Origin of the sequence: Hymenobacter cellulosilyticus (genome assembly GCF_022919215.1) — a bacterium.
Taxonomy (GTDB): domain Bacteria; phylum Bacteroidota; class Bacteroidia; order Cytophagales; family Hymenobacteraceae; genus Hymenobacter; species Hymenobacter cellulosilyticus.
In genome coordinates, this window is record NZ_CP095046.1 from 1304969 (window position 1) to 1323954 (window position 18986).

The window sequence follows — 18986 nt, forward strand, 5'->3', positions numbered from 1 at the left end:
TCAGGGAAAAGGGTAGGGGCCGGATGGTAGCCGCTGCAATAGTACAAGCCTGCGGGCAAATAACGGTTAGCTGGCTTCTACGGCTTCGGCCTGATAAGTGACGGCGGCCTGCCGGTTGCCTTTCGTGATGGTGCCGTACTTGGTACCCAGTCCATCGAAGGCATTGTCGAAAGAGCCGCGCACGAGCAGCATTTGGTCGTCCTTGTTGGCTTTGAGCACCCGGGCTACCAGGTTCATAACCAAATCGGAGCTGGCCGAAATCAGGGCGGCGGGTGGAGCGGCTACGGCAGCGGCAGCCAGCAACGCCTGGCGGGCGGCGGCAAATTGCTCGTCTTGGCGCACGGCGTCTAAAAGGTTGCCCACGCTGCGAATGTCCTCATCGAGCTCGGTGAGCAGGATGCGGTAGTCCAGAAAAGCGGGAATCTGCTGGGCATCGGTGCGGTAAAGCGTTACGCCGCCCTCGCCCAGGGGTAGGTGGGACCATTTCTGCACGTTCTCAAACACTTCCGAGAACAGCTGAATCGGCTCCTGCGAAATACCGTCCGTCACGACCGTGACGACCTGCACCTCGGCCCGGCCCAGCTCCCCGTGCCGCTTGATGTGCACGTCTTTCAGCGAGAGCCGCACGTTGCTCACCGAGGGCGGCAGGCGGTGGCCTTCCAGGGTGCCGGCCATTACCTCCCGGCGCAGTCCCAGGGAGGGTTCAAATACTACATCGGCTTCCAATAAGTTGATACTCATAGCTCAAGTGGTAGAAGGTTGAGCCGTAAAGAAAGCCAGATTCTGAGAAAGGCCGCTGCGGGCCGGCACAAAAACGCCCGGCTCCGGCAGAAGGGTATTCTGCCGGAGCCGGGCGTAAACTGATGGGCTGGGAAAGCTACTTTTTCATGGAGATGGTCACAACTTTGGTCGTGCCGTTGACCACGAACTTGCACTCGTCAAAATCCGGGGCGGCCAGCTTGGGACGCACGTTGTTGGAAAAGGCGTAGGGCTCGGTTGGGATGCCCATGAAGTTCTTGTCGACCAGGTCGTTGTCGTTCATGTCCTGGGTCAGGGCCACGGCCCACTCCCCGTTGGGCAGGTCGATGGGCAGGGTAATCTGCTTGCTGCCGGCTGGCTTCACGTACTTGAGCATGGTGTAGCTGCCGCGCTTCAGAAAATTCTCCTTCACATTGTAGAAGTAGAGCTTCACCGTGGCCTTGGTAGAGGGCAAATCGGTGACTACTACCTGGACCAGGCCCGTGTTGGTAGGCGGCGTCCAGGCGCCGAGCAGGGCTGAGCCCACGGCCAGAAAGGCTACTTGGTGAATTTTCATGGTTGCAAGTAGACGAAGTGAAAAGAGCGAAGAACCGGTTGGGCAGACAAAAGCCCGATGGGCAAGATCATCAACCCGCCGCACTCTGGCAACTGCCGGGCGGCTTTGTCGTGCCAGTTTAGACACAGCCTCAGCGGAATAAGTTTCGCCGGGCCCCGCCCGGCGGCTCCGGCATAGTTCGTATACTGATGCTTTTCGGCTGGGGTTCTATCTTTGGCTAACTCTGGCTGCGGGCTCATACCGCGGCCGGAAGCCTTTTGTATGCAGCTGCAAACCCTGATAGACGAGCCCCGGATTTATATTGGCTATGATGAGCAAAACCAGTGGCTGTACGCCGACTGGAAAGGCGAGCATACCCAGGATTCGTCCCAGGAATGCTGCCTGCTGCTGCTGGATAGTCTGCGGGCCCGGCCCTGCGCCAAGGTGCTGAACGACAACTCCAGCATCACCCGTACCACGGTGGAGCTTACGGAGTGGGGTGCGTGGTGGCTGCAGGAAATGCGGCGGGCCGGGCTGCAGTACGTAGCCTGGGTGTTCCCGCGCGACTTTGCCGCCCGCCAGGCCACCGAAAAGGTATTGGGCTACATTACCCAGCCCACCGTCGGTGCCTTCGACGACGTGGCCTCGGCTTACGTGTGGCTCCAGCAGCAGCCGGTACGGCCCATCTAAGGCAAGGCCGGTAAGCTTTGCGCAGAGTTACGCCGTAGAAAGACTGTTGGGCAGTTGCTGAAATGCCCGGCTGTTGTATCTACTGACTTTGCTCGTTATGCCTGCTACCTACCAAAACCCCATTCTGAACGAGGATTTTCCGGACCCCACCATCATCCGGGCCTCCGACGGCTACTACTACGCCTACGGCACCCAGACCAAATACCAGGGCCAGATCATCAACATGCAGGTGGCCCGCTCCCGCGACCTGGTGCAGTGGGAACTGCTGCCCGACGCCCTACCCCAGAAACCCCGGTGGGCCTCGGCCACGCAAAAGCTCTGGGCCCCCACGTAACTGAGCACGTGGGCCGCTACTACATGTACTACTCGGCCCTGCCCGACGGTACCGATACCTACTGCCTGGCCGTAGCCACCGCCGACGCTCCGGCCGGACCATTCACCGATATCGGCCAGCCCCTGCAATGTGGGCCGGGCTTTCTGAACATCGACCCGATGGTGTTCGACGACCCGGCTACCGGCAAGTGCCTGCTGTACTGGGGCTCGGGCTTCGGGCCGCTGCTGGTGCGCGAGCTGGCCCCCGACCGGATTTCCTTTGCGCCCGGCAGCGAGGCCCGGGAACTAGTGCACCCTATTCCCGGCGACGACCCCGAAAACTACCAGAGCCTGCTGGAAGGCAGCTGGGTGGTGCTGCGCGAAGGCTGGTACTACCTATTTTATTCCGGTAACAACTGCTGCGGCGACGCGGCCCACTACGGCGTGATGGTGGCCCGCTCCCGCCAGGCTACCGGCCCGTTCGAAACCCTGGCCCAGGCTACGGGAGAAGGCCACAGCATTATTCTGGAAACCAACCGCCACTGGCGCGCCCCCGGCCACAACTCCATCGTGACCGACGCAGCCGGACAGGACTGGCTGGCCTACCACGCCATCGACCCCCAGCAGCCCACCTTCGACGCCATCGACGACGCGCAGGGCTACTCCCGCCGCGTGATGCTGCTCGACCGGATAGAATATCACAACGGCTGGCCCCGGCTGGCCAGCCCGGAAGCTCCCTCACGCAGTCCGCAGCCCGCCCCCGTAACGGAGTAAACAGCACCGGCTGCGAATGGAGTGGCTATATTGCCCACGCAACTTGTTCGGCCCAAACCGTGACTTTGCAACTGCCGCCTGGTTCCGGGCATCTGTTTTCCGTTTTCTCCCACTCTTATCCTTTCTACCCACATGAAAAATTTTCGCCCGCTGCTCACCCTGACGTTGTTGCTGGTGAGCCTGCTGTCTGCTTCCGTAAGCTCGGCCCAAACCACGTCTGAGGCGCCTGCGGCCAAACCCGCTCCCGCCAGCCCCGCCGCTACGGCTACCGGTAAGGTGGGCAGTGCCAACGTGACAATCAAATACAGCAGCCCCAGCGTAAAAGGCCGGCAGATCTATGGTGGGCTAGTGCCTTACGGCCAGGTGTGGCGCGCCGGAGCCAACGAGGCTACCACCATCGAGTTTAGCAAAGACGTAACGGTGCAGGGCAAAAAGCTGCCCGCCGGTACCTACGCCTTCTTCGTAATTCCCACCGAGAAGGACTGGACGGTTATTTTCAACAAAACCGCTAAGCAGTGGGGGCCTACAAGTACGATGAAAAGCAGGACGCCCTGCGCGTAACTGCCACCCCGCGCAAAGCCGCTACCATGACCGAAAGCCTGGCCTACGAGGTAACCAAAACCGGCATCGTGCTGCGCTGGGAAAACCTGGAGCTGCCCGTGGCCATCAAGTAAGCTGGCTTCTTTAAAAGCAAGTAAAAGCCCCATCCGGACCACCGGATGGGGCTTTTTTTGTTAGAGCCAGTCGGCGGCCGGAGCGGGTTCCTGGGTTAGCCACACTTCGGTGCCGGGCGGCAACTCCAGCGAATCGGTGAGGTGGAGCAGCAAGGCTGGCTCGGGCGGAGTTGGTTGGTCGTCGGAGCTGGGGCGGGCTATTTCCTCTACGCTGGCCGTGGTAGAATACCCTTGACCGTCGGCGAATACCAGCTTGACGGCCAGGGTGGTGTATAAAGTAAAGCGACGGAGGGGCTCGGCGGCCAGGCCGGCGGGGCTGCGCACAAGCACGCCCAAGCCGGTCAGCACAAAGCTGGAATCAATGGTTAAAAGCTTTTCCAGGTTCATAGCAAGGTCGCAAAGCCGGTAGAGCTCTGTAATACCCGGCTGCCCGCCGAAAGGATACCAAAAAGCCCCGGCTACCAGAGCAGCCGGGCTTTTTAGCGCACACCAAGCCGGTGCGGCTACAGATTTTTCACCCAGGCTTGGCGCAGGGCCAGCTGGGCCGGCGTGGCATCGGGCAGCACCGCAAAGTTGTAGCGCTTGATCTGCTCCTGCTGAATCAGGCGGCAGCGCACTTTCTGCTCGGCGCCCCCGCGGCGAATGGTCAGCTCGTACTCTTCGCCAGCCTTGCCCTTCTGCAGCTCCTGCATGGTGGACCGCAGTGAGGTGGGCGTAATGGCGGTGCCGTTGACGGCCAGCAGGTCGTCGCCCACCGCTACGCCGCAGCTTTGCCAGGTGGCGGGCACTTCGGTTAGCTGCACGGTATTGCTCACCAGGCGGTACGATGGATTATGCGCGCCCAAAGCCACCACTTGCTGGCCCGTGTGCAGCACCGGCGAGTAGCGGATGCCCACTTTGGCGTAATATTCCTGCAAAGGCAAAGGTTCGGCTTGCTTCACGTAGCGGTTAAGAAAGTCGCCGATTTCGGGGTAGGTCAGCTTGGTAAACTCCTCGAAGAAGTTTTTCTCACTGAAGGGCTTGTTGGGACCGTAGCGCTTGGTCAGCTCATTCATCACCTCCCGCAGGCCCCGCTTGCCGCCGCTGAGCTCCAGCAGGCGCAGGTCGAGCAGAGCCGCCGTCAGGGCCCCGCGCTGGTAGATATTGCCGTACTGGCTCTGGCCTTCGTCGGAAAAGGAGTTCAGGCCCAGCTTGCTTAGCGAGTAGGTCGTGTCGGTCCGGGTTTGGGCATAGGCCACTTTGCCCGACATTTCCTGCAGGTATTCCTCCAGCGTAACCAGGCCGCCGCGCAGCTTCATCATGCCCGAGGCCCACTCCGTAGTGCCCTCATACAGCCACAGGTGTTCCGAGCCGGTGGGCTGCACGAAGTTGAACTGCTCGATAATCTCGGAGTGAATGTTGAGCGGCGTCACCACGTGGAAAAACTCGTGGGCGGCAATGCTGGTAATCCCGTTGGCCGATTCGGGCGTGAGCGGGGTTTCGCGCAGCACGTACTCCGAGCTGTAGGAATGTTCCCAGGCCCCGGCGCTCTGGTCGTCGAAGTGGTAGAGGAAGGTGTAGCGCTTCACGGGCAGCTGCACCAGAAAGGCCTGGGCCGCGCCCAGCATCTTCTGCATGTAGCCCAGCAGGGGCTCGGCCTTTACCTGGTCGGTTTTGGAAAAGCAGTACAACGCCACTTCCGCGTCGCCGAGCTTGGTGCGGGCTTCGGTGAGGCGGCCCAGCAGAAACGGCGAATCCACGGCCTGGTCGTAGTTTTTGGCCGTGTAGTAGCCCTGCTTATCAGTCGTGAGCGGCGTCCCGATTTTCCAGTCGGCCGGGTAGTTGAGCTTGATGCGCAGAGGCTTGGCCTGCCAGCCCTGCAGGTAGCCGAAAATGCCCTGGCCGTTGAGCAGGGCGTGGTCAGCTTCCAGGGAAGTGCCGCACATGCGGTACACGCGGTGCTCGGTTACGGGCGTATCCCAGGTTTCGGCAATGGTGTAGCGAATAAAGCGGGTTTTCTCGGGCTGCAGCAGCTGCCACTGGTTTACCGAGGCCTGCTTTACTTCCAGGGGCTTATTCTGGGCGTCAAAGGCTTCGAACTTGCGCACGAAGCGGCCGATGTCCATGACCTGATACGTGCCCGGGGCGGTGGCGGCAAACTGGTAGATGCTCTGCTCTTTGCGCAGCTTGGGTACTTCCAGCTGCACCTGAAACAGGTCCTGGGTTTTGGGGTCAATGTCGACGGTGTAGATTAGGGCTTTCTGGGCCTGAGTCAAGGATGTGGAAGCCGCCAAAAGGCTGCCCACCAGGGTTGCGAAGCGCAAGGCATTCATAAAAAACAGGAAAGGATACTAGGCTAAGGGATGCGGAAAAGTACGGAAGTGTTGCTTCTGCTCTTGTGCCGAGTTAAAGTGTGGCGTCTAAATCAGTTCCGAACCAGGCCACCCAGACCTAATATTAAAATAGTGTAATTGAAATAAATAGGTTTTGCGAAAGCGCTGCTCTTACCATTTCGACGACGGCTGCTGTGCTAACCAGTACAGGTCTGCCCTAACTATTCCAAGTGTGGAAAAACTATGATTTGATAATAGGATTAAAATTCTAAATATCTGTATAAAGTAAATTATTTGACTCTGATATTGCACTTAATAAATATTATGCTTGCACTGGTTGTTGTCTTTGCAGACTTTCTTTCGTTTCATTGAGGACCTATTGCATACGCCGCTCTATTTCCAATCTCTCACTCCAAGTGCTATGCAAGCAATTTGTACTATTTCTTTTACCCGCGTTGTTGTTCGGCGCTGGCAGAAAACACTGTGGGCCGTGGCTGGCGGCTTGCTACTGTCCTCGTCCGCGCAGGCTCAGGGTACAACGCCCCCGGCCTTTCCGCGTAACGAAACCTTTAAGGGCAGTACTGCCCCCAATTTTTCCTTTGGGGGTGTGGCCCGCCTTACCGGTACCGGTGGCACCAACGACCCGGTGGGCAGCGGCTACCTGCGCCTAACTCCCGCCGAAGAGAACCAAGCGGGTTACGCCATTGACAACGTGGGCTTTCCCTCGTCGGCGGGCTTTACTATCTCCTTCGAGTTCTTTTCCTACGGCGGCACCACGCCCGGAGCCGACGGCTTCAGCGTATTTCTGGTCGATGCCGATCAGCCCAGCACCGGCTTCCGGATCGGGGCTACGGGTGGCTCTCTCGGGTACGCCCAGAAAACCATAGCGCCGCAGGCGGATGGGGTATCCAAGGGCTATATTGGCATTGGCCTCGATGAGTTTGGCAACTACTCCAATGGTCTGGAAGGCCGCTCGGGTGGTAACACCCAACTCGACGGTAATGGCAGAGTGCCCAACGGTATTGCCATTCGCGGGGCCGGCGACGGCTCGGCTACTACCGACTATCCTTACCTGACCGGCACCGACCCCGGCGAGCTGGATTTCTCCCTGGACGTAGGTACCCCCCGTGCCCAGGACGGCACGGCTGACTACCGCCGCGCCTTTATCGACGTGGTGCCAACGACCTCGGGCACGGTCACGACCTACCGGATTTCGGTACGGATTCAGCACGGCAACGCCATACGCACGGCCATCGAAAACTTCCAGGTGCCCACCCCGCCCCAAAACCTGCGCCTGGGCTTTTCGGGCTCCACGGGCGGCAGCACCAACATTCACGAGATTCGTAACCTGAACATCGTGCAGGTGCCTTTCGCCAACACCGACCTGGCTACCACCGTCTACAACGCCCCGGTGACGTTGAATGTGCTCGATAACGACGTGGCTCCGGGCAGCAGCATCGATGTTACTTCCGTCGACCTGAACCCCAGCCTCGCTGGCCTGCAAAACTCGCTGGACGTGCCCGGCAAAGGCCGCTTCGCTGTAGATGATACCGGCGTAGTGACGTTTACTCCCTCCGGCACGTTTGCTGGTACGGTGGTAGTGCCTTACACCATGCGTTCCATTCTGGGGGCAAACTACACCTCCAGCCCGGCCAACATGCGTATTACAGTGCAGGGTGCCGATGTGGTAGCCACCATCAACGGTCCGGCTTCGGCCAATCGGGGTGCCGCCGTGACTTACTCCGTATCGACCACCAACCGGGGCGGTGTTACGGCCCTGAATGTGGTGCCGCGCCTGCAACTGCCCGCCGGCTTAGCCCCGTCGGCCGTTACGGCGCCCAATGGTAGCTATGATCCAGCTACCGGCTGGGTTACTTACAACACGGTTGGCTCCATGACTTCTGGCGCAGCGGCTGTGGTCAACACGGCAGTTTACCGCGTCACCAACTCCCAACCCGCTACTACGACCACCCAGGCCGTGGCCAATTCCACTATCGTGCCCGACCCGATACCGGAAAACAACACGTCCTCGGTCAACACTGCGGTGAGTGCACCCTTGCCCGTGCAGCTTAGTGTCTTCTCGGCCAAAGCGGATAATGCCGATGCTCTTCTCGATTGGAAAACTGCTTCAGAAAAGAATAATGCCCGCTTCGAGGTGGAGCGTTCCTTCAACGCCAATGACTTTCAGCGCATCGCCTCGGTAACCGGACGTGGTACTACTACCACCGAGTCGGCCTACCAGTACCGCGACGCGCAGGTCGGCCGTGAGGGTGTCAAACTGGTGTACTACCGTCTGCGGCAGGTTGATACTGATGGCAGCGTTTCGCTCAGCCCCGTGCGTACCGTGCAGTTTGCCGCCGGCCGCCCCCTGGCTGTTGCCTTGTATCCTAACCCCAACCCCGGTACGGCCACTTTGGACCTGACGGGCCTGCCCGCCGGCGAGTGCCAGGTGCAGCTCACCGACCTTACTGGCCGGGTGCTACGCCGCTACGTAGCCATCGGGGCCGAGAAGCAGCCGCTGGATGTAACTACGCTAGCCCGGGAGCTTACATTCTGCAAGTGCAAAGCCTGACAAAGCAACTGGTATTTCCCTTCGTGCGGGAATAGCGTTTGCCGCTGAAAAAGAACAAAGCCGCTGGCACCGCCAGCGGCTTTGTTGCGTTTAAATAGCTGGTAAAGTTCTGTCGTCACAGGAATGGGCGCACTGGCAGGTGGGGCTTTTTGGGCCCCAGACTGCACCCATCTGAAAACTCCCGGTGGTCCGGGGGCGTACCTTACCAACCTTGTTCACTTGCGGAGTTGATTCTCCGCGCCTAGCCATTTTTAAGCGTATGTGCGGCCGTTATACCTTCACTACTCCGGTTCCTGTTATTGAGGAGCGTTTCGACGCCAGCTTTCTGGAGCCCATGCCGCCCACCTATAATGCGGCCCCTTCCCAGCAGCTGCCCATCATTACCAACGCCGAGCCCGGCCGGATTCAGCTGGTACAGTGGGGGTTGTTGCCCGGGTGGGTAAAGGACGTGAAGGCTGCGCCCAAGCCTATTAACGCCCGGGCCGAAACCTTGTCTGAAAAGCCGTCATTTCGCCAGTTGCTGCAGCGGCGGCGCTGCCTGGTGCTGGCCGACAGCTTCTACGAGTGGCAACAAACGACGCCGGCCAAAAAAGGACCTAAAACGCCCCACCGGATTCTGCTGCGCAACGAGCAGCCGTTTGCCTTTGCCGGTCTCTGGGACGAATGGGTAGACCGCTCGTCCGGGGAAGTCGTACCTACGTTTACCATTATTACTACCGAGCCCAATGAGCTGATGGCCTCGCTGCACAACCGTATGCCGGTTATTCTGCCCGACCGGCACGCCGAGTTGGCCTGGCTCGACGATGGGCACTCAGTGAGTGAGCACCAAACGCTGCTCCAGCCCTACTCGGCGGCCTTGATGCAGGAATATCCGGTAAGTACACTGGTAAATTCGCCGGCTAACAACGACCCGAGCGTACTGACTCCGGCGGCCTAAGCTACTGCTGTAACAGGCGCGGGCAGTTGCAGAATGCCCAGCCGCCGCCACGCCGGCCGCGACTTCCGCCGCTTCCGCCGCTTGTTTATGTCACGGCTAAATATTCCGGTCTCAGCCGATACAGTTACAAGCGAAGTTTTGGCTGCAGTGGCTGGTGCAGCGGTTGTCATAGCGTCTGCAGCTTCAGTGCCAGCCAAAACCAGGAGCAGGAGTAAAGAAAATGTTTTCATAGGGCGTTGAGTAGAAGTGGTCGGCTAATTGGTTGCGTGATTCAAGAGTAATAGTAAATATTATATTGAATAAACACAAGTAAAAATTGTTTACTTGATAAAAGCTCAGGCTTAGCGACCAAAGCCAAACAGCCCACTCCGCTTGTAGCGGCTGCGATTTACGTTGTGCCGCTTCTTGCGCTTGTATTTCTTCCGCTTGAATACACCCCAGTCAGAGGCAGTATTCGCATCGGTGTTAACGGTAGTCGTTAGGGGCAGAGCTGCAGTTGATACGCCGGCCTCAGCCTGGAGGGAAAGAGTAACGGTAGTCAGCAGGAGAGCGAAAAATGTTTTCATAGTAACTTGTATTATGGTTTGATGTTTTTGTCTTTTGCTGTTGCAATATTAGACAATCATATCAGATAGATGCAATAATGTAGCATCACATGATAATGTGAACGCAAAAAAGCCCCGTTAGCCAGGATGCTTCCTGACCAACGGGGCTCACATGAATAGGGTAGGGGAATTAGTGGCCCTGGTGCTCCTGAGCGCCTTTGTTACCCTGATTATCTTTATTGGCGGCGCTACCAGCAGCTCTTGCCTTTGGCTCCTTTACGGGCTCAGCCGAAGTGCCTTCGTCGTCGCTGGCCGTATCAGGCGTATCCATCGAGCGGTTGACGGCCACTACAGCTACGGCTGCAATAGCGGCGATACCTAGGATCAGTTGAGTAGGGGTAAAGCGCTGGGCTGCTTTCTTGAGCAGGGTGCCACCGTGTCTCAGCAAGTCATCGATATGATCATGGTCGCCCTGCACAAGCACGTGATACGCGCTTTCAAAGGTGCGGGCCAGATCTTCGGGCATAATTTTCTCCAGTTGTTCTTCGATTTGGGATTCCATAGCGGAGGTGTAGGTGTATGGTGGAAAAGTCGGTACAGCAGTGGGCTAAGCCACCGGAATGCCTGTACGCAAAAAGTATCGGACAGGCTACACTTTTCCGGGAGCAATTCACATTTAGCCCCTAGCAGCTCAACCATTGATACCTTCTGTCAACGGTTGAACTGTGATGGGTTAGATGCGGATGTTTACCGGCTTGCGCCGCTCTTAGGCCGCGAGAAACTGCCCGGGGCACCTGTCCAGACTATCGTCAGCATTAGCGACGTGCTATGGCTAGCATTCAGCATACCGTCCTACCAGACATAAAAAAAGCCCCACTGTGTTAGCGGGGCTTTTAATTCAAGCTGGGCTTAGCTTACTCGTATACCTTCACTACGAACACGTAGTCTTGGAGCTTGCGAATTTGCTGGCGGCGCGAGGTGCCCGCCAATTGGTTGGAGCGAGGTACATTGTAGGGCTGAGCCGTACCCGCATTCGAGAGCGAATCGACCAGGCGCATCAGGTATGACGACTTGGTAGCAAAGGCGGCGCTTTGCATATCAGCTTGCCGCCCGCTGATGATACCAATCAGGTTGCCCCGGTCGTCAAGCAGCGGTCCACCACTGTTGCCCGGGTTTACCGGAATCGAAATCTGATAAAAGGCCGTGTCGCCCTCAAAGCCGGAGCGGGCGCTCAGCGAGCCTTCCCCAAACACTACATCTTCACGAGGGTAGCCCAGGGTAAAAACTTTCTCGCCCAGGTCGGCCGTGCCGCGCTTGAAAGAGTAAGGCAGGCGGCCAAAGCCGTTGAACTTCCGGTCCTTGATGCGCAGAATGGCCAAGTCGTGGGCGACGTCCGTGAATACGGGCTCCGCGCGGTAGCGCTGCCGGTCTCGGCTCTCAATCAGCAGCGAGTCGGCGCCCTGAATTACGTGGTAGCTGGTCACCAGGTAACCATCGGCGGTGAGCGCAAAGCCCGTACCACTGAATTTGCCCGGATTGGCTTCCGTATCCGGCTTGACTCCATCAATCTGGTTGATGGCCCGGTTCATGGCCTTCTGAGTTTGCTTGATACGCTCTACTTCACGACGCAGCACGGTGTAGCCGTACTGGGAAGGGCGCTGGGCTGTACGCCACCATTCCAGTCCGAGCAGGGTGGCAAATACAGCCAGTACTGCTACCGAAGCGGCCACCATGGCCGTAGCCCGGTGGTTGCCCCAGAATTGGCGCAGCTTGCGCTCGACTGGTGAGATGTACACCTGGGGCATCAGGAGGTTGCCGGTTTCCAGCGTTTCGCCGTCCAAGCGCACGGCGGCTTCGGCATCCATATCAGCCTGGATGGCGTGCAGCTTACGGCGCGTGGCCAGCCGCTCTCCGTAGCCGTGCAGCGTGCTGGTTAACTGGCTAAAGTCGGCGAAATTCTGGGCAAAATCAGGATCCGCGGCCAGGCGGCGCTCCAGGTCGGCGCGCTCCATAGCCGTCAGCCCACCCGTCTGGTAGGCTTCGAATAAAGCGTAATAGTCAGCTTCCGTTTTCATAGTCTGGCGCAGAGTGGGTGCCCTGCTATCTGCTTGGTACCAGTCAAAACGATTCTTCCTCCTTGTAATGGGCGAAGAACAGCTTTTTCAGGCGCACCAGGCACTTATATTTTTGATTCTTGGCATTGTCGGCGTTGGTGTAGCCAAACTCCGCCGTAAGCTGCTGCATAGACTTATCCAGCAGGTAAAAACCTTCTAAAAGCGAACGACAGGGTTCTCCCACTCGTTCCAGAGCCTCGCTCATGGTCGCGAAACGTTTGTCACGCTCCTCGGCCAGGACCAGATCGGCCTCGGCACCAGTTTCGAGGTAGGGTTCATGGTCGTCGAGGCGGCCGCCGAAGCGGGTTTTCTCGGCGAGGCGCTTGAGCCACAGACGGCGGCACACGGCGTAGAGGTAAGTCTTGATCTGGCAGCTTAGCTCCAGGGAGCCTTCGCGTACCTTTTCATAAAATACCATCACGCCTTCCTGGTACACATCCTTGGCCTCGTCCTCGGTTCCGCTGTTTTGCAGAACGTAGTGCAAGACCATTGGCAGATGCAAACGGTAGAGCTGTGCCAGCGCCCGGTCGTCGCCCTGGCGGATAGCCGCCACGAACTCTTCATCGGTGTAGGAAGGAATTCCCTTACCCATTCGCTTTGTTGGTTAATACAGTGCGGGCCCTTTGGTAACCCGTGAAAAATATTTTTTCTACAGTCGGGTTACCTTCTTCAAAAGACGGTATGAAGGGCGTTTTTCAGACTAAAATTTTCCAAACGTAACACCAAAATGAAGAATCTCCTGAAGGTTTCTGCCCTGGCTCTCGTATTCGCTACCACGCTTGCTTCGTGCGAGTCGAAGACTGCTGAAACCACCGAGACTACGACTGTTGAAGCTCCTGCTACGGAAGCTACCACGACCACTACGGATTCGGCTTCGACCACGACTACGTCGGCTGACACCACGGCTGCTGCTGCTCCTGCTGCTACCACCGAGGCTTCGACCACCACGACCACGACTGAGCAGAAGTAATTACGCGCCAGCCTTGGCTGGCTTGTAACCTGCAAACGGCCCGATTCTCCAGCTTGGAGGACCGGGCCGTTTCTGTTTCTCAGAGAGTTAAGAAATAATTATAATAATGAATAGATTAAATATTTAAGTATTTTAATGCAATATTTGCGTCTGCATTTTTCCAAGCTATTATTATCTGCCTTGCCTGAGACATTATTGCCTAGCCATCTGCCTACGTCACTTTCCGGTATTGCAGGAAAGACCATAAACGGCACCCCACTGGAAGAAACATCTGCGCAGGAAGCTGAACTATCGGCCACACCTGCTACTGTGTTGGCCGTGGGCGAATATCTGGTCGGTGATACGGAAGATACTTTGCTAAACGGTCATCCCGATATCCGCTACTAAAGCATAGAAAGGTCCGTTAAAGCTTTTCTTCGAGCCATAGAAACCCGGCGCTGAAAATAAACAGCGCAAAAAACCAGACAGCCGGGTACGGTTGCTGCACTACTGCCCCCGGACTAGCGGCCAGAGTGGAAGTGGCTTGAAAGCGGGCTGCTGCTTGTCGGCGCAATGCTATTTCCGGCCCCTGCCACTCCTGAGGGCCAAAGACATAGAAAGAGAAGGTAGGCTGCGAAGTCAGTCGTACCTCATGCCAGCCCGCTGAGCGGGGCCAGAATTGACCGGTTTTCCACTCTGGCAACTCCGCTTGCTGCTCTAAGGAAAGTGGAACAGCCGCAGCGGGCGGAGAACCCGAAACTAGGGGCGACACCGCCGGAAAAGTAGCGGAGCTCAGCCGTAATTGAACTGGCTGCTCCGGGCGGGGCCAGGCAGTGAGGAGCTGCCAGCGCGCCTGCGGTGCCTCCGGACGGACGGTGGCTTGTAGTAACAGGCTCCAAAAACTGCTATACGTTGCCGCGGCTCCCTGTAAGGCCCAGGGGAAAGTCTGAGGCAATACGGAAACCGTGACCGAGCCCAGACCTGCCCGCTGCGTAGCTACCAGCGGCTGCTGTTGCTGGTTGGTTACCACCGGTCGGGCGGAGGAAGCGAGGCGAAGCGTAGCGGGCACTAGTGCCAGGACAGGTGCAGCGGCGTCGGGCCAGCGGATGGGTTGCGGACGGTCACTGGAGCTGGTGGGGCGGGGTACGGCGGTGAAGCTAGACCGGGCCGGCAACGTACGGGGCAGCGCTCCGGCATCGGCCAGCACGAGCAACCCCAGGCCCGTAGTGCGCACCGCCGCTGTTAGTGCTTGTACTTCCCCGGGGGTAAGGGAACTGAGCACGGCCGCGTCGGTCAGGACGGCATCGTATCGAGCCAGCGTAGTGCTGTTGAGGCGGCTAAGCTCATGGGCGGGCTGGTTGAGAAACTCGGTTTGGAGCAGGCCCCGGCTAATGCCCGTGCGCAGGGCTACGCGGTGCTGCTGGGCCCCAAGGTAGTTTTTCAGAAACTTAAACTCGAAGGAAGCCGTGCTGCTCAGTAAGAGCAGGCGTTGGGGGCTTGGGGCTGTTATTTGCAGGGGCACGGGCTCAGTTGCCACCACCTGACCGGCATGGCGGGCCTGAAGCCGGTACACCACTGGGCCTGTGGTCTTGGGCAGAGCGCGCAACTGGAAAGGGCCGTGGCCGGTTTTTAGCAGAACTGAATCGATAGGGCGGCCGGTGCCACGCAGGCTGACCCACACGGGTGAAGTAGAAGCCGAACCGGCCGTAAAGGTGCCCGCTACCTGCAGCCGTTGGCCAAGTTCCAGGCGGCGGCTCCATACGGCTTGCTGAAACCCTGCGAAGGCCGGGGTACCATGCTGTACCAGCCTTAAAGAACCCAAATTAGGCAACTCCTCCAATGGCAGGCCCTGTCCTAGCACGTGCAGACGACGAAGGCCGGGGTACTGCTCCCGCAAAAGCAGCAGGCTATGCAGGCTGGGCGTATCCGAAGCCGACGCAAAGCCCAAACGCCAGACTTTGGTAGCTGGTCCCAGCAGGCGTACTACCCGGCGCAGCGTATCCGGCTGGTACCCGGGGGTGAGTACTACGGCTTCCAGACTGGCTCCCCGCACGCTATGCCGGGGCGGATAGGCTGTAGCCCACAGGCCCAGCACGGCCAGCCAACCGGCAAGCAGGCGCAGGAACAGCCGCTGGCGGTTGGAGCGGCGTAGGGCCGCTACCGTCAGGCCCAAAGCCAGCAGCACGCAAAGCGGTAATAACAGGTAATAAGGGGCGGATTGGAACATAGGAAAGGCAGACTACCGGCTCAGCTCCAAGAAATACCGGCGCGCCAGACGGTCGGGGCCGAGGGCGCGGCTGGGGGCCGATGGCGGCGGGGGAAGCAAGTCGGTAAGGGCTGATTCGACCGTGGCGGCACAGGACAGGCAGGGTTTAGCTCTGGCCCGGATTTCGGCGGAGAGCTGGCGCAGGTAGCGCACGGCGGCTAAGTAGCGGCCGGGGTTGCGCAGGGCGGCCTGAGCCGCTGCAGGACTGGCGCGGTCCAGCAGCACGGCCTCGGCGGGCTTGATGGCAGCACCCTGGCGCAGGGTTGAGAGCAGCCGCAGCGCTGCCTGAATTGTGGGCTGAGTGGCTGGTGCGGGCAGCTGGGCCTGGAGCCGGGGTGGCGTGGCTCCTTGCAGCTCTCCGGTCAGCCGGGTAGTCGATTCGGGTATGACGGGCGGCTCGAAGCCGGATTTGCGCACGTAAAGGCGGGTTTGCTGCTGCACTTGCTTGAGCAGGCGCAGGGCCCGGTACTCGTAGGGCAGGGCCTCAGCGGGCCGGGCCGTGCGCAGGCGCAGCTCCGCTTCCCACATCTGGCTGAGCACTCCGCGGAGCTTGGCTTTCACGGCCGGTTCCAGAAAGTCGGCTGTTTCAGAGTCGTCGTGGTGGTGCACGTAGGGGTCGAGCAGGGCTTCCGACTCGGCAAGGACCGAGGCACCGGCAGCTGGGGCGGGGTGTGTTCGTGGTCATGGCCGGCTTCTTCGCCCTCGGTGTGGGGCGCTTCGTCGGCGTGGTCGTCATCGGATTCGGCTACGGGCGGGCGGGTGGCGCTTTGGCCGAAGCTTTCCTCAAATTCCTCGCCCAAAAACTTGCCGTAGCGCAGCCGGAGTACTTTCTGGTCGTGGCCCAGGTCGTTGGCTCGGGTGGTAAAAGTGCTGGCGTCGAGCTGTTTCCTCTCGGCCAGCAGCTTCTCGGTATCAATAATCACTTGGCGCTGACTGCGGAAATAAGCTGGTACCACGTTGACGCCCATGGCCATATCCGAGCCGGAATCGTCCACGGTTGTGTCTTCCCACTGCACCAGGTACGAGTCGGAACGGGTGCTGTGGCGGTTGTTGTCCCAGGCCTGCACGTAGAAGTATACCTCGTCGCCGTAGGTGAGGCCCAGTTCCGGTAGCTTCAGTAGGTGCGTGAGACTGGCCTGAGTAGGCTGGTTACGCAGGCTGCCGCTCAGGTCGGTGGCAACTTCCCGGAACTTCACGGCTTCGCCCTGGCCCTGCGCCACGGTGGCTACCAGGCGGGCCCGGGTCAGGCCGTAATCGTCGCTAAGCGCCACCTGCACGCTGACCTGGGGCTTTTGGCCAAACTCAACGAGGGTGTACGGTTTAGGAGTGCGAATCTGGATGCCAGGGCCCCGGTCAGGCTGCACTTCCACCGCGTAATCATCGGATACCTGGCCGGCAAAACGGATGCGGTACAGGGTGGAAGTGGTAAACACGTGCGTTATCGTAAAGGTCAGGGGCTGACCAGCTACCGGCTGAAACCGCAGCCGCCGGCCCCCGACTTCGAGCTGGGGCAGGCCCCCGGCCCGCGATACGCGCACGGTCCACTGCACGCGAGAGTTCTGCGGACAGCGAAACGAGGGCTCGGCGGCAGTAAAGCCCGGGCGGCGGGTGTAGGCGGGCGGGCAATCTGAATCCGGGTTTCGGTGATGCGCGGCGCGGCGGGCGTAGCGGCTTTGCCTGGCTGAGCCGGAAAATGCAGGGCCACATTCGGACCCGGGGCAGCAGCTTTCAAAGTGGCCGGTGCGGGCCAGAACCGCAACCCGACCAAGGCCAGCAGAGCCGCAGCGGTGACCAGCAGCGCCGGGGTAAAGGATACAGGAAGCAGGGGGCGCTGCTGTTGCAGCTGGCTTAACTGGCTGGCTACGTGCTGCTGCTGCAGCTGCTCAAGCAAATTCAGCTCCGTCGTTGGGCGCAACAGCAGACCGGTACTGTCTTCCAGCTCCGCAAATTCCCGGTCCAGGCGCTGAGCCGTGGCGGCCAGGGGCTGGCGCCACATCCGCCACAGGCGCCAGGCACTAAAAGCCAGAAGGGCCAGACCCACACCGCTTAGCAACGGCATCCAAGTCGGAACACGCCTGGCCAGCCCGAACAGTAACCCGAGCAGGGCTGCCGTGGGCAGCAGCACCGTGGCCGAGCATCGTCCGTAGTGGGCCCGCCGAATCTGCCGCAGCAAGTCGGGGCCGGTGTCAGCCGTAGTATGATTCGTAACGGTACTCATGTGGTAAGCCCTTTAGCAGCAAAAGTACGGGCGGCCACCAGGCGTTCCAGCAGCCAGAGCAGGGCGGCCGCCACTACCAGCCAGAGGCGTAAATCCGTATCGGTGGGCGCGGTGCGCCGGCTGCTGATACTGGTTGTTTGGGAAGCCGCGCTATTTACAATCTGGCTTGGAGCCAACTGGCGCTGGTCGTGCACGTTTGGTGCCATCGGGGAGGCAGGCTGCAGTAAGTCCAAAAAAAGCAAAGGCAAATCGGGGCTGTCGTCCAGCCGGCTCCAGGCCGGGTGCAGCCGGGTATACAGCTGGTAGGCCGCGCCCTTGCCCGATGGGCGGCGGCTCAGTACGGGCCGGCCGTTGGCGGCTTGCCAGAGTATGGCCGCGCCAGCCTGGTTTTGTACGGTATCCAGGCGGGTCAGCGAATAAAGGCCGGCGTGCGGCGCGACGGAAAAGCTGGTAGCCAAGGCCATGCCTGGCAGGCGGGCATCCTGCCACAGCTGAAGCCCCTGGGGAATTTGCTGCTGCCAGGTAGCGGGCACGGGCGCATCAGCCAGCCAGAAAAGCCAGTTGAGCGGGGCGCCAGCCTGGGGTAAGCGGGTAGCCACAGTCAGCTCCAGCCGCGGCGTGAGGCCCAGGGAAGCGGCGCGCAGGGCGGCAGCCAGGTAGCGGGCATCCAGGGCATGGCCAGCATCGTGGTAAAGCCACACCCGCAGTGGCTCCGTGACTACCGGAATCCGCGCTGAATCCGCGCCCTGAACCCGGATAAAGCTGGAGTCTGCCGTCAACGTATACGTCAGTGGGGGCAAACCAGGCACGCGGGCAAGCTGGGCCGTAGCTTGCTGCGGACGGGCTAAGGTAACTGCTCTGGTATACACACCATCTTCCGTGCTGCGGCTGACGGTCAGGCGCAGACTGTCGGGCTTTGGTAGGCTGGCCCCACGCAGCCACGTAGTTTCAGCAATGGGCAGCGGCACGGTTTGCCAATGCACGGTAGCGGGCAAAGCCGGGCGGCGACCCTGAAAGTGGCGCAAAGCAGCCGACGTGTAGACATATAGCGGCCGGCCGGGAAAGGAATCGGTGGCCTGGCGCACGCGGGTCCAGAACTGGTAGCTGGCCGCCGGGGCTGGGGGTGAAGCGGGTTGCGTAGCCAGCTGCTGCCACGCTGTATCCGAAAGGCGGGGAAAGCGCGGGCCGAGCTGCCGCAGCACGAAACCCCGGCGGCGCAGCGAGTCAATAGCCGGGCGCACAGCAGCCATCGACTCGGAAGCCAGCAAGTCGGGGCTGATAAACACCTGGCCGCGGCGGGGCGGGGCGGCTGCCGCCACACGGGATTAG

The 18986-nt window shown here is 59.9% G+C and carries 18 protein-coding genes and 2 pseudogenes; 7 read left to right on the forward strand and 13 right to left on the reverse strand.

The features are described from left to right. Positions 1-66: 66 nt before the first annotated feature. Both MUN79_RS06455 and MUN79_RS06460 read right to left on the reverse strand, forming a co-directional pair. Positions 67-741 (reverse strand): hypothetical protein, encoded by a 675-nt coding sequence (locus MUN79_RS06455; RefSeq protein WP_244676918.1) that lies wholly within the window; start codon positions 739-741, stop codon positions 67-69. A 136-nt stretch (positions 742-877) separates the two neighbouring features. After that, positions 878-1315, reverse strand: a complete 438-nt coding sequence (locus MUN79_RS06460; protein WP_244676919.1) for a DUF2141 domain-containing protein — start codon at positions 1313-1315, stop codon at positions 878-880. A gap of 261 nt (positions 1316-1576) precedes the next feature. Between MUN79_RS06460 and MUN79_RS06465 the strand changes: the two genes are divergently transcribed. The 3 genes and pseudogenes from MUN79_RS06465 to MUN79_RS06480 all read left to right on the forward strand — a co-directional run bounded on the left by MUN79_RS06465 (position 1577) and on the right by MUN79_RS06480 (position 3744). After that, the gene (locus MUN79_RS06465; protein ID WP_244676920.1) at positions 1577-1984 is read left to right on the forward strand and encodes a hypothetical protein; all 408 of its coding nucleotides are present in this window, start codon (positions 1577-1579) and stop codon (positions 1982-1984) included. A 97-nt stretch (positions 1985-2081) separates the two neighbouring features. Next, positions 2082-3070: pseudogene (locus MUN79_RS06475) on the forward strand (glycoside hydrolase family 43 protein). A gap of 132 nt (positions 3071-3202) precedes the next feature. Then, a pseudogene (locus tag MUN79_RS06480) lies at positions 3203-3744 on the forward strand (DUF2911 domain-containing protein). Positions 3745-3804: 60 nt separating this feature from the next. On the opposite strand, the gene MUN79_RS06485 reads toward MUN79_RS06480, so the two are convergent. Then, positions 3805-4131, reverse strand: a complete 327-nt coding sequence (locus MUN79_RS06485) for a hypothetical protein (RefSeq protein WP_244676923.1) — start codon at positions 4129-4131, stop codon at positions 3805-3807. A 116-nt stretch (positions 4132-4247) separates the two neighbouring features. Then, on the reverse strand, positions 4248-6056 hold the full coding sequence (locus tag MUN79_RS06490) for a M61 family metallopeptidase (RefSeq protein WP_244676924.1): 1809 nt from the start codon (positions 6054-6056) through the stop codon (positions 4248-4250). Between the two features lie 607 nt (positions 6057-6663). Between MUN79_RS06490 and MUN79_RS06495 the strand changes: the two genes are divergently transcribed. Continuing rightward, positions 6664-8628, forward strand: a complete 1965-nt coding sequence (locus MUN79_RS06495) for an Ig-like domain-containing protein (RefSeq protein WP_244676925.1) — start codon at positions 6664-6666, stop codon at positions 8626-8628. Between the two features lie 259 nt (positions 8629-8887). Beyond that, positions 8888-9565 carry an SOS response-associated peptidase gene (locus MUN79_RS06500; protein WP_244676926.1) on the forward strand — a complete coding sequence of 226 codons (678 nt, stop codon included), beginning with the start codon at positions 8888-8890 and terminating at the stop codon, positions 9563-9565. Positions 9566-9906: 341 nt separating this feature from the next. Here the strand turns inward: MUN79_RS06500 and MUN79_RS06505 are convergent, their stop codons facing one another. The 4 genes from MUN79_RS06505 to MUN79_RS06520 form a co-directional block, all read right to left on the reverse strand. Continuing rightward, complete coding sequence (locus MUN79_RS06505) at positions 9907-10131, reverse strand: hypothetical protein (RefSeq protein WP_244676927.1); 225 nt, start codon at positions 10129-10131, stop codon at positions 9907-9909. Positions 10132-10300: 169 nt separating this feature from the next. Continuing rightward, a complete protein-coding gene (locus MUN79_RS06510; protein ID WP_244676928.1) occupies positions 10301-10672 on the reverse strand; it encodes a hypothetical protein in 372 nt (123 codons plus the stop codon). A 352-nt stretch (positions 10673-11024) separates the two neighbouring features. Continuing rightward, positions 11025-12185, reverse strand: coding sequence for a S1C family serine protease (locus MUN79_RS06515; RefSeq protein WP_244676929.1), 1161 nt, complete (start codon positions 12183-12185; stop codon positions 11025-11027). A 43-nt stretch (positions 12186-12228) separates the two neighbouring features. Next, positions 12229-12816, reverse strand: a complete 588-nt coding sequence (locus MUN79_RS06520; RefSeq protein ID WP_244676930.1) for an RNA polymerase sigma factor — start codon at positions 12814-12816, stop codon at positions 12229-12231. Positions 12817-12951: 135 nt separating this feature from the next. On the opposite strand from MUN79_RS06520, the gene MUN79_RS06525 reads away from it, so the two are divergent. Continuing rightward, the gene (locus MUN79_RS06525) at positions 12952-13194 is read left to right on the forward strand and encodes a hypothetical protein (protein ID WP_244676931.1); all 243 of its coding nucleotides are present in this window, start codon (positions 12952-12954) and stop codon (positions 13192-13194) included. 144 nt (positions 13195-13338) lie between these two features. Next, positions 13339-13581, forward strand: coding sequence for a hypothetical protein (locus tag MUN79_RS06530; RefSeq protein WP_244676932.1), 243 nt, complete (start codon positions 13339-13341; stop codon positions 13579-13581). 16 nt (positions 13582-13597) lie between these two features. On the opposite strand, the gene MUN79_RS06535 is transcribed toward MUN79_RS06530, so the two are convergent. From MUN79_RS06535 to MUN79_RS06550, 5 genes are read right to left on the reverse strand one after another with little or no spacing between them, the layout of a single operon-like run. Then, positions 13598-15400: a hypothetical protein gene (locus tag MUN79_RS06535; protein ID WP_244676933.1), complete on the reverse strand. Its 1803-nt coding sequence runs from the start codon at positions 15398-15400 to the stop codon at positions 13598-13600. 12 nt (positions 15401-15412) lie between these two features. After that, positions 15413-16048 carry a hypothetical protein gene (locus tag MUN79_RS06540; protein ID WP_244676934.1) on the reverse strand — a complete coding sequence of 212 codons (636 nt, stop codon included), beginning with the start codon at positions 16046-16048 and terminating at the stop codon, positions 15413-15415. Beyond that, the gene (locus MUN79_RS06545; RefSeq protein WP_511177066.1) at positions 15997-16989 is read right to left on the reverse strand and encodes a hypothetical protein; all 993 of its coding nucleotides are present in this window, start codon (positions 16987-16989) and stop codon (positions 15997-15999) included. The genes MUN79_RS06540 and MUN79_RS06545 overlap by 52 nt, the downstream gene beginning before the upstream one ends. Further along, on the reverse strand, positions 16905-17657 hold the full coding sequence (locus MUN79_RS32345) for a hypothetical protein (RefSeq protein ID WP_511177067.1): 753 nt from the start codon (positions 17655-17657) through the stop codon (positions 16905-16907). Before MUN79_RS32345 ends, MUN79_RS06545 begins: the two co-directional genes overlap by 85 nt. After that, the gene (locus tag MUN79_RS06550; protein ID WP_244676935.1) at positions 17654-18976 is read right to left on the reverse strand and encodes a hypothetical protein; all 1323 of its coding nucleotides are present in this window, start codon (positions 18974-18976) and stop codon (positions 17654-17656) included. Before MUN79_RS06550 ends, MUN79_RS32345 begins: the two co-directional genes overlap by 4 nt. Positions 18977-18986: the final 10 nt, after the last annotated feature.